Source organism: Sphingobacterium cellulitidis (assembly GCF_043187465.1).
GTDB lineage: Bacteria > Bacteroidota > Bacteroidia > Sphingobacteriales > Sphingobacteriaceae > Sphingobacterium > Sphingobacterium cellulitidis.
Genome location: NZ_CP171136.1, coordinates 2,864,554 through 2,877,060 on the forward strand (window position 1 = coordinate 2,864,554; position 12,507 = coordinate 2,877,060).

16 protein-coding genes are annotated in these 12,507 nt (G+C 35.7%); 12 read left to right on the forward strand and 4 right to left on the reverse strand.

The features are described 5' to 3' along the window. Positions 1-21 precede the first annotated feature (21 nt). The 3 genes from ACF3OC_RS12645 to ACF3OC_RS12655 all read left to right on the forward strand — a co-directional run bounded on the left by ACF3OC_RS12645 (position 22) and on the right by ACF3OC_RS12655 (position 2,251). Complete coding sequence (locus ACF3OC_RS12645; protein ID WP_094258934.1) at positions 22-375, forward strand: transposase; 354 nt, start codon at positions 22-24, stop codon at positions 373-375. Continuing rightward, a complete protein-coding gene (locus ACF3OC_RS12650; protein WP_233449869.1) occupies positions 368-1,351 on the forward strand; it encodes a transposase in 984 nt (327 codons plus the stop codon). The genes ACF3OC_RS12645 and ACF3OC_RS12650 overlap by 8 nt, the downstream gene beginning before the upstream one ends. Before the next feature lie 708 nt (positions 1,352-2,059). Continuing rightward, positions 2,060-2,251, forward strand: coding sequence for a hypothetical protein (locus ACF3OC_RS12655; protein ID WP_392469317.1), 192 nt, complete (start codon positions 2,060-2,062; stop codon positions 2,249-2,251). A 74-nt stretch (positions 2,252-2,325) separates the two neighbouring features. Here the strand turns inward: ACF3OC_RS12655 and ACF3OC_RS12660 are convergent, their stop codons facing one another. Continuing rightward, entirely contained in the window at positions 2,326-2,958 is a 633-nt protein-coding gene (locus ACF3OC_RS12660; RefSeq protein ID WP_392469318.1) for an intradiol ring-cleavage dioxygenase, read from the reverse strand. A gap of 79 nt (positions 2,959-3,037) precedes the next feature. Then, positions 3,038-3,784 (reverse strand): LytR/AlgR family response regulator transcription factor, encoded by a 747-nt coding sequence (locus ACF3OC_RS12665; protein WP_392469319.1) that lies wholly within the window; start codon positions 3,782-3,784, stop codon positions 3,038-3,040. 524 nt (positions 3,785-4,308) lie between these two features. Here ACF3OC_RS12665 and ACF3OC_RS12670 point away from each other — a divergent pair. The 9 genes from ACF3OC_RS12670 to ACF3OC_RS12710 all read left to right on the forward strand — a co-directional run bounded on the left by ACF3OC_RS12670 (position 4,309) and on the right by ACF3OC_RS12710 (position 10,036). Beyond that, positions 4,309-5,172, forward strand: a complete 864-nt coding sequence (locus ACF3OC_RS12670; RefSeq protein WP_392469320.1) for a nucleotidyltransferase domain-containing protein — start codon at positions 4,309-4,311, stop codon at positions 5,170-5,172. Positions 5,173-5,244: 72 nt separating this feature from the next. Further along, positions 5,245-5,946 carry a VIT family protein gene (locus ACF3OC_RS12675; RefSeq protein ID WP_392469321.1) on the forward strand — a complete coding sequence of 234 codons (702 nt, stop codon included), beginning with the start codon at positions 5,245-5,247 and terminating at the stop codon, positions 5,944-5,946. A gap of 291 nt (positions 5,947-6,237) precedes the next feature. After that, complete coding sequence (locus ACF3OC_RS12680; protein ID WP_392469322.1) at positions 6,238-6,864, forward strand: Crp/Fnr family transcriptional regulator; 627 nt, start codon at positions 6,238-6,240, stop codon at positions 6,862-6,864. Between the two features lie 80 nt (positions 6,865-6,944). Continuing rightward, on the forward strand, positions 6,945-7,148 hold the full coding sequence (locus ACF3OC_RS12685; RefSeq protein ID WP_256962649.1) for a DUF2892 domain-containing protein: 204 nt from the start codon (positions 6,945-6,947) through the stop codon (positions 7,146-7,148). 159 nt (positions 7,149-7,307) lie between these two features. Beyond that, positions 7,308-7,667, forward strand: a complete 360-nt coding sequence (locus tag ACF3OC_RS12690; RefSeq protein ID WP_392469323.1) for a DUF4180 domain-containing protein — start codon at positions 7,308-7,310, stop codon at positions 7,665-7,667. A 115-nt stretch (positions 7,668-7,782) separates the two neighbouring features. Continuing rightward, positions 7,783-8,193 carry a hypothetical protein gene (locus ACF3OC_RS12695; RefSeq protein ID WP_392469324.1) on the forward strand — a complete coding sequence of 137 codons (411 nt, stop codon included), beginning with the start codon at positions 7,783-7,785 and terminating at the stop codon, positions 8,191-8,193. A 340-nt stretch (positions 8,194-8,533) separates the two neighbouring features. Continuing rightward, a complete protein-coding gene (locus ACF3OC_RS12700; RefSeq protein ID WP_392469325.1) occupies positions 8,534-8,887 on the forward strand; it encodes a hypothetical protein in 354 nt (117 codons plus the stop codon). 81 nt (positions 8,888-8,968) lie between these two features. Further along, complete coding sequence (locus tag ACF3OC_RS12705; RefSeq protein WP_392469326.1) at positions 8,969-9,391, forward strand: hypothetical protein; 423 nt, start codon at positions 8,969-8,971, stop codon at positions 9,389-9,391. A gap of 201 nt (positions 9,392-9,592) precedes the next feature. Then, positions 9,593-10,036 (forward strand): nuclear transport factor 2 family protein, encoded by a 444-nt coding sequence (locus ACF3OC_RS12710; protein ID WP_392469327.1) that lies wholly within the window; start codon positions 9,593-9,595, stop codon positions 10,034-10,036. A 58-nt stretch (positions 10,037-10,094) separates the two neighbouring features. Here the strand turns inward: ACF3OC_RS12710 and ACF3OC_RS12715 are convergent, their stop codons facing one another. Further along, a complete protein-coding gene (locus tag ACF3OC_RS12715; protein WP_392469328.1) occupies positions 10,095-10,565 on the reverse strand; it encodes a DinB family protein in 471 nt (156 codons plus the stop codon). Between the two features lie 141 nt (positions 10,566-10,706). Continuing rightward, positions 10,707-12,443 carry a M14 family zinc carboxypeptidase gene (locus tag ACF3OC_RS12720; protein WP_392469329.1) on the reverse strand — a complete coding sequence of 579 codons (1,737 nt, stop codon included), beginning with the start codon at positions 12,441-12,443 and terminating at the stop codon, positions 10,707-10,709. Positions 12,444-12,507 lie beyond the last annotated feature (64 nt).

The following is a 12,507-nucleotide window of genomic DNA, read 5'->3' on the forward strand; positions in this document are numbered from 1 at the left end:
CGTCTTTAATACAGATATCCCTTGCAAGAAGCCGAACGTAAATTACTATCCTTATTGATGCCCGAAGGGCTTTTGGAATACTTCCAGATCTTAGAAGTCGATCAGGTCGACAATCAACTCCATATTTATTTAGATGAACTTAATATTGCTCCGACAGGTTATGAGAACAGCAAGTTGGAGTCAAAGGGTTTTATGCCTTCCACCGAGATTTCAGACTTTCCCATTCGAGGCCAGAAAGTTACGCTACATATCCGTCGCCGTCGCTGGACGGTACTGGATACCGGAGATATCATCACAAGAGATTGGAACCTAGTGCGTGAGGGCGCTCGAATGACTACGGAATTCGGGCTTTTTTTAAAGAAGATATTTGGATAGCTATCCTGTAAGCGCCCAATTGGTAGGTCTGTTCTTCCAGATGGACGGCAAGCAACTACAGGATCAATACAAGAATCACCTCAGTGATTTCCATGATTGGGACCAAAAGCCGCATGCAGAGAGCTGGACATTGTTCCCTGAAAACATCTCGGAACACCTGAGCATCGATGAGACCAGCTTTAGCAACGGTGAATTATATACCATTGTTAGCAGTAAATCGGCAAAAGGGCGTAAAGGAACGATCCTAGCAACTATTAAAGGCACAAAGGCTGAGGATATCATAGCTGTTCTTGAGCGAATACCCTTGCGATCAAGGAATAAGGTAAAGGAGGTGACCATGGATATGGCTCCCAACATGGCCAAGGCTATCCGTAGATGTTTCAGGAACGCTAGACGTGTGGTCGATCGGTTCCATGTCCAAAAGTTAGCCTATGATGCCGTACAGGAACTCCGTATCAAATATCGTTGGGAGGTGTTGGATGCAGAAAGCAAGAAGATAATGGAGTCGCGAAAGCGAGGAATCCCATATGAACCGGAATTATTGCCTAATGGTGATACGCTCAAACAGCTGTTGGCTAGATCCAGATACCTTTTGTTCAAGCATCCCAGCCGATGGTCAGAAAGCCAAAAAAACCGGGCTGAATTGCTGTTCATGCGGTTTCCTAAGCTAAAACAGGCTTATGATCTTGGAATTGCCTTAGGAGACATCTTCAACAAATGCCGGGACAAAAAGGTCGCATTTACCAAACTAGGCCTGTGGCATAATCAGGTTGAGAATGCGGGCATTGCTTCCTTTGAGAGCGTAGCAAGATCAATTGCAGCTCATCATCAATACATTCTCCATTACTTCGACAACAGAAGTACTAATGCATCGGCAGAATCATTCAATGCAAAACTCAAAGCTTTCAGGAGCGTCTTCCGTGGCGTTAGGGACACAACATTCTTCCTGTACAGAGTGATGAAATTGTATGCTTAAAAATCTTAACCCCCCAAACTTTCGGTATGATCCCAAATTCTTCAAAAACAACAAAGCATAGTGAGCGCAGCGAACGGGCTTTGATTTGTATGAAGCCTCCCCCAACAAGGGATGGCTCAAGCCTAAAGCGCGGGATTAGAGCGGCTGAGCCAATCCCTCCACTCTCCTTCAAAAACAACAAAGCATAGTGAGCGTAGCGAACGGGCTTTGATTTGTTTATAGCCTCCCCCAACAAGGGATGGCTCAAGCCTAGAGCGCGGGATTAGAGCGACTGAGCCAATCCCTCCACTCTCCTTCAAAAACAACAAAGCCAAGTGAGCGCAGCGAACGGGCTTTGATTTGGTTGAAGCCTCCCCCATCAAGGGATGGCTCAAGCCTAAAGCGCGGGATTAGAGCGGCTGAGCCAATCCCTCCGACTAGGTTAAAAAATCCTTCATCGCAAGATGAAGGATTTTTTGCATTATATAGGTTTTAATCCTTGTATTTTGAGATGAAAATAAAAATTAAAGTTGCTAAAATAAATTTATCTTTTATGTTTGTATTAATTATTAACCTTTTATTCTTTTTTTATTTATGGCAAAATACACCTGTATATTTTGTGGATTTAACTCAAACATCAAGTACAGATTACAATAGCGAAAATACCCCAAGAAACCTGTATTACTAAATTAATTTCACCTAATTGTTTTACTATTTAACAAATAAATTATGGATACTATTCACGGAAGAGAATATTCAGACACAAGATTTAATGAGGAACTTCAAGAAACAGAATATTATATCGTAGATTGGGACGAATGGAAGACTGAAGAAGAAGTTGAGGAACAAAATGCAGAAGAAAACTATTGGCTAAATGATTATCCAAATGAAATAGATGACGAACGAATTGATGAGGATTAAACAACAAAAGAGAGATACTTCGTATCTCTCTTTTGTTTACCTCAATTGTCTTTAATATTCCTCCTTTCAACCGCTCATTTCTCATAATCCGGAATATTCATTCCTAGAATAATATCCCTTTTAACAGTCAGCATACCAGCCTCAATTGTTGGATTCACAACCCCTGAACCTCCCCTTTTCGGTAATTTATTAATGAGTGCAGCCTTCAACAATGGATCATCAGCAAAAAAATATTCATCCAGGTAGTATTCATTAGTTTCGGGTTCCTTGATGGTGATATGAATATGTTCAGGTTCAGTTTCATCAGGGTAAGAGGCAGGTCTAAAAGAGTAGAAAGTATACTTACCATCTTTTCCTGTTTTCACCCATCCACGAATATAACCATGACGCTTCGCCCAACCCATTTCATCCCCTCGCATTTGATAGACTCCCTTTCTATTGGTATGGTAAATATAGATAATCACATTTTCAGCAGGAGTTTTACCATCCTTTTTATAGACGATCCCGGTAATTTTCATCTTTGGTTCATTTCTATCGAACTCCGGAAGGGTATCCACGGATTTCAATATTTTGTCTTGGTACTCATACAATGCTTCGCAGCCTTCACAAGGTCCGCCAACAATTCTTAACCCCTGACTTTTACAAGACGAATAAGTAAAGGTGAGGGTTAGGAGAATTAAAATCGAAAAACAGTTTTTTAAATTCATATAGCCGTATTTTAAAATTTTACGGCAAGATAAATTCAATTAGAAGACAGTAAAAATAAAATGATTTAACCCGAGGAGTTTAATGGTTGAAGCGATGACTAGGTTGAAAACGTTTCTTGAAATCAGCAGCATAAGTGCGACTTAATCTTAGACATTCCCCATTGGAAAGTAAAATATCATAGTCACCATTGAGCCTAGATTTTAATGAAATTACCTTTGTGATATTTATCACAGAAGATTTATGGATTCGAATAAATTGATCGCTATTTAGTTTTTCCAAAAGGGATTTCAAAGTATCAGAATGGAGGTAATTTTTATCTTCAAGCTGTATACTTACATATGGACTTGCTGAAGTAATATGAAAAATTTCATCTTGTTTTATCAGAATCTTCTCCTTTCCATTATTGACCAGGAATTGCTTGTTCAAATTGACTTGTAAAGACGAGACCTCTGACTCTTTTTCTACAGATTGAAATTTAATCCACAACAAAAAACCTGAATAGACCATAACTAACTTAAATAAATCGTGGGTACAGGTATAAGACAAAAACTTGTAATAACTATAATGGCTGTGATAGAAAAAATAGGAAATAAGGGAAGCAAATAATGGAAATATCAGAAGATGTACCACCGTTGCCAGAGTCGTCAAAAGACAAACGAGTTTAATAGTTTTTTGCTCTATTTTATTAAGGACCCCTTGGAGTAAACCAATTATTGGGATAAACAACATCCAGAAGAAATTAAATAGAAGAGCTTCAGAAAAGTAAAATTGATGTCCACTACGTTTAGACTCCAAGAAATCCTGCAAAAGTGTCAATGTCATCATTGACATGAAAATTACGATCAAGATTGGAGAGAACTTAGCAAGGTTCCAAACAGAATATCTATTTTTCAGCGAAAGGGTCATGACTATTACTTTATTGAGATCATAATAAATAAGGAAATAATGCCAAGCTTAACTCTCTTAAAATGAGTCAATAATTCAGAAATGAAATTAAATATTATTTCTAAATAACTAATCAGTTTCTCGGAATATTTCACCCTGATGATGACCTTAAATTTTAATTAAAAAAGAGTTTTAGTTACAACAATATCACCTATCTCGTTAAAAAATGTTAATCCAACAAGCAATATATAAGATAGGCACATGCTTTGCGTTTTTATAGTACAAACAGAGTAAAAGAGTAAAGAGTAAATAATTTCATAATTTAGGTTAATAATTGGTTAGTAATAAAAACCTGAGCTTCCCCGGCTCAGGTTTTTTATTATTTAATAGTTTCAGAGACCATTATTAAACAGTCTTGCTATTATTAATTGGATGAGATTAAGTTGTTTCCTATATTTAATGATATGAACCTACCTAAAGACAAACAAAAATTATTAGAGGATATATGTGCTGAATTGGAGCAGTTGGAAAACATTTCAGCCATTGTTTTAGGAGGTTCGTTTGCAACGGGTCGTGCGAATCAGGATTCAGATTTAGATATTGGAATTTATTATCACGAAAACCATCCCTTTTCGATTGAGGATATCCGCAGTGTTGCAGAAAAATTTTCAACAATTGAAAATCCAACAGTTACTGATTTCTATCAATGGGGACCTTGGGTCAATGGAGGAGCATGGATACATACCGAATTCGGAAAAGTCGATTTTCTTTATCGCAACATCAATCAAATCCGCAAAAACATTCAAGATGCGACTGAAGGTTTATGGGAAAATCATTTTGAACAACAACCTCCTTATGGATTTTCCTCCATATTTTATTTGGCAGAAATAGAAGCCTGTCAACCAATTTTCGATCCGCAGCAGATCATCCAATATTTAAAATCATTGGTCAAAGTTTATCCGGAGAACCTCAAAAAGACGATTATCCAGGAATCCCTATGGTCCGCTGAATTCACCTTGATCAATGCAGAAGGATTCGCGAAAAACAATGATTACTTCAATTCATTCGGCTGTTTTACAAGAGCATTGAAGAACATCGTTCAAGCCTTATTTGCACTCAATGAAATCTATCCAATCACTGATAAAAAAGCTATCGAAATTCTTAGCAAAAGTTCCTATTGCCCTGTCAAGCTTGAGCAAAAAGTAAAATCCATATTAATGGCAAAAAGCACCTTATTGGAAAACTATAAATTATTGTTGTCTTTATTTGAAGAAACCATTTCATTGGCATCAGGGTTTTATCAACCATTATTTTCCATAAAGAAGTAGAAATTTGTTAAAACTGGATTGGGCAAGTATTAGGATAAAATTGCTTAAATTAATATTCATAATCGCAATCCCATGACAACGATCGACAACTACCTAGAGAACCATTACATCCATCGGAGTAACTGGTTACGTGCAGCCGTATTAGGAGCAAATGATGGAATCATTTCAGTTTCAAGTCTAGCAATTGGTATTGCTACAGCAAGTAGCACCCGAGATCCTATATTATTGGCGACTATCGCGAGTATGGTAGCTGGGGCATTATCGATGGCAGCAGGAGAATATGTATCAGTAAGTTCGCAGACAGACATTGAAAAAGCAGATATCAAACGAGAAAAGAAGGAATTGGATGAAATGCCAGAATTAGAATTACAGATGTTGGCAAAAATTTATGAGGAACGAGGATTAAAAAAGGAAACGGCGATGCTTGTTGCAAAGGAAATGACAGCTCATGATGCTTTAGCAGCCCATGTTAGAGATGAGCTTGGAATTACTGATATCAATCAAGCAAATCCAATCCAGGCAGCCCTAGCTTCAGGAGCAGCCTTTACAGCAGGCGGCCTCCTGCCCTTGCTGGTAGTTCTTTTTGCTCCCGTCGATAATATGGAATACTACCTATATGGTTTCACAATAATTTCATTAATAATCTTAGGAGCAGTATCTGCGAAAACAGGAGGTTCCAATATGACAAAGGCAGTAATTCGAATCGTAATCTGGGGTACTATTGCCATGGTTTTATCTGCGCTGGTTGGCTATTTATTTGGAGTTTCGATATAAGAACTCATAGTCATCTTGAATTAACTCAGTTCATCAAATATTAATTTCAATTGCATTTGTTGCCTTAAATATCTGGCATTGGCTTAATTCAATTTATTATGAGGATAAATAAATGGCCGAAATAGAGTTAACAAACAATAAAAGATGTTTTTTAGCCAAATATTGTAGCCGAAAGGCTATTGTTTTTTATTTTTCGGAAATATTAGCAACTCTTTATTTACTCATTATCTATATTTATTGTTTAAACATTAAAATTGTTTAAACAATTGTATTTACACAACTATCTATTAAATGAGTAGCAGGAAGTTTGATTTTCTCTTGGAAAAGGAGCTTAAAGCAGAGTTAGAGCAAGTGGGTTCCAAGCTTGAGTTTAAGGCGGGCGATATGATCGTGGAGCCCAATAAATACATCAAGGTTATTCCCCTTTTGTTGAGAGGTTCAATCAAGGTTATTCGGGAAACAAGTGAAGGTAATGAGTTGATTTTATATTATATCAAATCAGGTCAGAGCTGCGCTGTTTCCTTGTCGACTTCCCTAATGAATAAACTAAGCAACATCAAGGCAATTGCTGAAGAAAAGGTAGAATTGATAGCTATTCCTGCATCCATTTCAGTGAAATGGTATGAAAATTATCCAAGTTGGCGAATGTTTGTTCTAAGAACGATGGATAATCGTTATGAAGAAATTATCTCAGCATTAGATAGTGTTGCATTCAAAAAAGTTGATGAGCGATTAGTGGAATATTTGAAGGCAAAATCAGAAGCTGTTCAGAGTGATACACTAAATATTACCCATCAAGAAATCGCGAATGAGCTTTCTACTTCCAGGGAGGTCATCTCAAGATTGTTGAAACAATTAGAACAAAAAGGAATTTTGAAACTTTTTAAAAATAAAGTAGAAATTTTATCCTTAATGTGATAAAAGTCACTGACAAACAATAAAATAAAAACCATTTTTGTTTTAGTGTTCACCCTAAATCACTTGTTATGAAAAAGAACATGGGATCACAAGACAAATTAATAAGGATTATTATCGCGATAATCATTGCGATATTATATTTCACAAATGTAATTTCAGGAACATTAGCTATTGTCCTTTTAGTCGTTGCTGGGATTTTCATACTTACTAGTATCATTGGCATATGTCCTTTATACAGTATTTTGGGAATTTCAACTTGTAAAAAGAGCACGACGAACGCTTAAGAAACGAAAATCACAATAACTATTATCTTTATACCTTACCCCACTTAGATCCCTTAAGTGGGGTTTCTTTTACCTATTTTCGACAAATATTTTTCATAGGGAAATAATAAACATTTTCATAGAGAATGATTATGTTTACAAACTATTTTAAAATTACGCATGAAGATTATATCACACTTCCTTAACGACCAACAAGTTGCAGAAATACTTGCAGATGATTACGTCTGGCAAACAGTGGAAGATGGAACTCAAGTAATGGGCGATATCTATTATCAGGGATACGAAAGATTAATTATTCATGAAAAAAATATACATCCCAAATTTTTTGACTTAAGGACAAAATTAGCGGGTGAGATATTACAAAAATTTTCAACCTATCGTGTCCGACTTGCAATTGTTGGAAATTTCAGCAAATATGATTGCAATCATTTAAAGGAATTCATTTTCGAAAGTAATAAAGGTAAACTCGTAAATTTTGTCGATTCCGTTGAGATTGCTAAATCCAAGCTTTCAACTTAAGTTATCGCTAAATTTCCATAGGAATATTTAAGCTAAAAATAAATCAGATTAATTTTCTTGAACAGCAATATTTCCATTCATTTTGAATTACATTTGTTAAAAATTATGAAAAGAAATGAATGCAGTAATTAGAAATGTGCTAGCTGTAGTACTTGGGATTGTTATGGGTAGTGTGGTCAATATGGCTTTGGTTACCATTAGCCCTATGGTTATTCCTCCACCAGAAGGAATTGATGTCAGCACAGCGGAAGGATTAAAGGCAGGAATGCATTTATTTGAACCCAAACATTTTGTTTTTCCATTTTTGGCTCATGCCTTAGGTACCTTTGTAGGAGCCTTAGTAGCAGCTTGGATTGCTGCAAGCAAGAAGTTTACCTTCGCCATGGTTATAGCGGTATTCTTCTTTCTTGGTGGGTTAGCTTCTATTATTATGCTACCCTCTCCTATCTGGTTTAACTTTGTGGACCTAGTGTTTGCATATTTTCCTATGGCATATTTTGCAAAAAATATTGTTTCACGAGATTAAAATATTAGAAATCCAGTTATTCTTATTGAAATACACTAATTCTTTGTTAAAAGATGTTAATCCTTGAATTCAGTGACACGAATTACCATTTGAGGACGTTATAATATCAAAGAAAAGCAAAAGAGTAAAAAAGAGTAATTTCATAATTTAGGTTAATAATTGGTTTGGTAAAATCCTGAGCTTCCCCAGCTCAGGATTTTTTTTGCAATACATTTTCACCTCCATACAAGTCGTTAAAAAACCTTAAAAACTTCCCTTTGGCATGGAAAATGCAATATTCTTAAATGTAACATCGTTATTACAATAGATTTATTAAACATAAAACATAAAAACTACTAATATGAATGAACTATTTTTTTCAGCAATGTTTATAGGAAGTATACTTTTTGGAAACCCTGAAACCACAGAAATTCCTTCAGAATTAAATATGAATAATGTTGAATATGCTCAAGCCAATCCTTCAGGAACTATAAGCTTAATTTCAAGTTCAGCGATGAAGCTGAGATTCAAAGTAACTGGTGATCAAGTTGATAGTCCTTTAGATATTTATGTAAATGATGAAGCCCAAGGTTCCGTAAATGTGAATGAGGAATTCGAAATAAAACGCCCTGTGAGCAATGGAGGGCAACAAAGCATTGAAGTAATTCTTAAAAATGCTGATTCCATTTATGCAAGCTATGTGATTAGCTTCTAATCTCAATTAAATATAAGTAAGACAACCTAAAGAAAATTCTTTAGGTTGTTTTTTTACCCTTAATAATTACTATTTTAAGGGATGCTTACAAATTTTGAAATTCATGACCTCATCTATGTTTATTTTGATGGACACGAAATAGATTTACACAATGAATATGATTTTATTGCGGAGAAGGTTATAATTTCAAAAACTGAGATTCGTCTGTTATTTCAAAAGACCGATAACCTATTATTGAACCCTCCATTTGAATTTCTACAATTCAATGCCTACAATTATTCATACTTACTAAACAAAGCTCCTGATCAGGATCAAATATGGAATGACACCTGTATTGATGGAATCAGCTACTATCCTTCTTCCGAAAGGGAAATTCATAATGCCTTAATAGATCAAAGAACCGCCAAGGAGAATGATGATCTAATCTTTGATTTCATGAGTAATCGGATTATTCGCATAGGTGCTGAGAGAATAATTCTCGAAGGATTCAATTCAGCGTCCTGATAATATCGACCAATGCCTCGGTGAAAAATACTTAGTCCCCAGCAAGAATATTCACCGATTTTTCCGCAATGTTTACCGAGAAAGCTTCAGAATTGACCTATTTAGCCTGTTACCGCCTGTTTTTACGCCCTACCTTTGAGATATCAAATAAGAAATAAAAACAAAAAATAAAACAGGTATTAAACATTAAAACTATAAGTCATGAAAAATCTAGTAAAAACATTCGCAATCGCAGGTCTATTATTCGCTTCATCATTAACAGCTTTTGCAATCGATAAAGACAAAGACAAATTAAATAATGCAGTCGTAGAAAATGTGGTTGATGCATACATCAACAGTTCCGTAAAAGGTGATGTAGAACATGTGGATAATTTATTCGCTGACGACTTCAGCTTAAAATACAATACAGAATACAATCAGGCTCCACTTTCAAAAAGCTCATATATCAAACAGATCAAAGGTCAAAAAGGTGTAACCTTCAACTGTGACAGTAATTATCAAATCGTTGAAAAAGCTGGAAAATACAGTTTAGCAAAAGTAACCTTAAACTTTTCCAACTTCAAACGCACTGACTACCTAACCATGGTACAAGATAATGAAGGATGGAAAATCACTGAAGTAAACTCAGTTTTCGAACAAAAATAATTGGATACAACATATATAAAAAGGCTGCTCTATGGTTAGAGCAGCCTTTCTGTTTATTTTATCTATCCCAAAACATTGGAGGCTCAATACCTAGACTTCTTAGATAAACATATCCTTGTCCACGATGATGAATTTCATTATCAACAAAGTATAATAGATTCTCATAAATTGGTGCATTAAATTGACCAAATAGATTGAAATGCTCTGGAAATCTTTCCTCAGGAATTTGATTATAATATTCTGTAATCAATGGAGTTTGTCTATCCCATTCTGCCAAAAGTGCTTCCTTAGTATTAAATGGCACATCATGATTAAATCCATCGGTGGTATTGTTCACCATTCCTTCCAATCCTGGAAGCCCAACAGTTAATATTTCCTTTACCAATTCAGCAAATGGACGCATTCCGCCAATGCTAAATTCAAATAATTCCTTTTCAGGGAATTTCTCAATGGTATTTCTTGTTAAATTTCTATGGCCTTGCCAATGATTTAAGAATTCTGCTTTTGAAAAAAATCCGTTTGTGCTCATAATATTTTCTATTTAAATGATTGAATAATCAAATTTAAGAACATGGAATGACAGCCTTTTGTCAGCAGGTTTCAATCCATAAATCATAAAAAAACTTCCAAAAAAATCAATTCTTGGAAGTTCTAATCCTTTAATAGTTATCTACATCACTCGACCCACCGGATATAACATATAGTTATGTTCATAGTGGTGCGTACGTTTATAGATCCATTCCAATTGAGCTCTACCATTTTCCGCCAATTTAGGATCCTTTTTTTTAGCATCTTCAAAATCTTTCTTTAGCTTAGCATCCTTTTTCAATAGTTCTGCAGCAGTATCTTCAAAGATATAAGCCGAGAAATACTCTTTCTGTGAAAGGATAGCATCAAAGAAATTCCAATTAAAAAAGGAATCCATTGCCTGAGGTTCCAAGGTTTCGATGATATAACGGTTGATATCCTGATTTGTTTCGATTAGCCAATCTCCTTTGTAAAAGGGAACTTTCATGGTTTCAGCCTTTATTTCAACAGAATTATGCGGATAATGTCCTTCATAAGGACTTCCCTGAGTTTTATAGGATGTGATATAGTACATCTCCACCTCTTTGACCTCATCCTTTTCCAATGCTGTCATTTTCACCCCATTGGTTTGCATCAATTCAATCAGCTTATCATATGCCTGAGGAACAATATAAGCCTTCGGTTTTTTGATGATTATAGTGGGTTTATAAGTCGAAAAATAAGGCACTAGCTTGCTGAAAGGTTTATTACGATCATAATATAAACGATCCTGTCCTGAAACCTCACTTGCTTTCTTGCCTGATTCAAAGCCCTTGAAGTCTATTTGTTCTACAGATTCAGCATCCAAAGCCCAGCTAACAGGAAAATCAGTTTGTGAAGCTACCTGAGCTTTTACATTTTTACGCAAAGCGACCAATTCCTTGGATTCAAGAACAGAAACCTCAAACAAATTTTTCATCAAGGCATAGGTAGACTCCACACGTTGCTGATAAGGTTTCCACATATGTGTTTCCGGCATATATCCTATGGTATTATGCAAAGCTGCATATCCCGTTGAATATCTCGGACTTTCTAAAAATGAAACCAAACCACTTTCCGGAGTTTCTCCCTTTGAATTCACGTAAGGAACCATTGGAAATCCTTCCTTTTCCATCCTCTTATACAATTCATCTGTAAACCTGGATTTCATATAGGGCGCAAGATCTTTATGAAGTTTATCCTTATGCGTTTCAATCAAGGTCATTACATATTGATAATCCGCCCCATTACTGGTATGCGTATCAAAAAACACATCAGGATCCCAGGTGCTAAAGATTTTTTGAAACAGTCTGGAATTTCTTGTATCTCCTTTGATAAAGTCCCGGTTCAAATCATAATGTTGCCTGGAACCTCTGAAACCATATTCATTAGGTCCATTTTGATTTACTCTAGATTCACCCCTATTGAGCATCCCAGCGATGTTATAAACCGGAATTACACAGAGCACCAAGTTATCCGGCAGTTTATCCTCCTTCAATAAGTCCCGAATGAACATCATCGAAGCATCAATCCCTTCAGGTTCTCCAGGATGAATCCCATTATTGATCAACATCACGGCTTTCCCTTTCGCTTTAATGCTCTTGGGTTCAAAATCACCATCCTTAGAAAGAACGATTAGCTGTAATGGCTTGCCAACATCGGTCAAACCAATATCCATGATTTTCACATTTTTCCTACCCTTCAATAAGGTAGAATAATAGTCTTGGAGTTCCTGATAAGTTACCGTAGTATTCTTCTTGGCATCCAATTCATAAGGTATTTTCTGAGCTTTTGTTTCCATTATTCCGGTACTGATTAATAAAACAGCCAATCCAATGCTTTTCAATAAGCTTTTATTCATTATTTGCTTGGTTTATTTAGGTGATTAAAGATATGGAATATTTTTATTTCTTGACAGACAGAAA

What these genes read in the sequence shown, in the direction of transcription:
- ACF3OC_RS12700 (WP_392469325.1), top strand. Translation starts at nt 8,534, where the DNA reads ATGAATGAACTATTTTTTTCAGCAATGTTTATAGGAAGTATACTTTTT.
- ACF3OC_RS12655 (WP_392469317.1), top strand. Translation starts at nt 2,060, where the DNA reads ATGGATACTATTCACGGAAGAGAATATTCAGACACAAGATTTAATGAG.
- ACF3OC_RS12670 (WP_392469320.1), top strand. Translation starts at nt 4,309, where the DNA reads ATGAACCTACCTAAAGACAAACAAAAATTATTAGAGGATATATGTGCT.
- ACF3OC_RS12690 (WP_392469323.1), top strand. Translation starts at nt 7,308, where the DNA reads ATGAAGATTATATCACACTTCCTTAACGACCAACAAGTTGCAGAAATA.
- ACF3OC_RS12705 (WP_392469326.1), top strand. Translation starts at nt 8,969, where the DNA reads ATGCTTACAAATTTTGAAATTCATGACCTCATCTATGTTTATTTTGAT.
- ACF3OC_RS12710 (WP_392469327.1), top strand. Translation starts at nt 9,593, where the DNA reads ATGAAAAATCTAGTAAAAACATTCGCAATCGCAGGTCTATTATTCGCT.
- ACF3OC_RS12665 (WP_392469319.1), bottom strand. Translation starts at nt 3,784, where the DNA reads ATGATGACATTGACACTTTTGCAGGATTTCTTGGAGTCTAAACGTAGT.
- ACF3OC_RS12680 (WP_392469322.1), top strand. Translation starts at nt 6,238, where the DNA reads ATGAGTAGCAGGAAGTTTGATTTTCTCTTGGAAAAGGAGCTTAAAGCA.
- ACF3OC_RS12660 (WP_392469318.1), bottom strand. Translation starts at nt 2,958, where the DNA reads ATGAATTTAAAAAACTGTTTTTCGATTTTAATTCTCCTAACCCTCACC.
- ACF3OC_RS12675 (WP_392469321.1), top strand. Translation starts at nt 5,245, where the DNA reads ATGACAACGATCGACAACTACCTAGAGAACCATTACATCCATCGGAGT.
- ACF3OC_RS12685 (WP_256962649.1), top strand. Translation starts at nt 6,945, where the DNA reads ATGGGATCACAAGACAAATTAATAAGGATTATTATCGCGATAATCATT.
- ACF3OC_RS12720 (WP_392469329.1), bottom strand. Translation starts at nt 12,443, where the DNA reads ATGAATAAAAGCTTATTGAAAAGCATTGGATTGGCTGTTTTATTAATC.
- ACF3OC_RS12695 (WP_392469324.1), top strand. Translation starts at nt 7,783, where the DNA reads ATGAATGCAGTAATTAGAAATGTGCTAGCTGTAGTACTTGGGATTGTT.
- ACF3OC_RS12715 (WP_392469328.1), bottom strand. Translation starts at nt 10,565, where the DNA reads ATGAGCACAAACGGATTTTTTTCAAAAGCAGAATTCTTAAATCATTGG.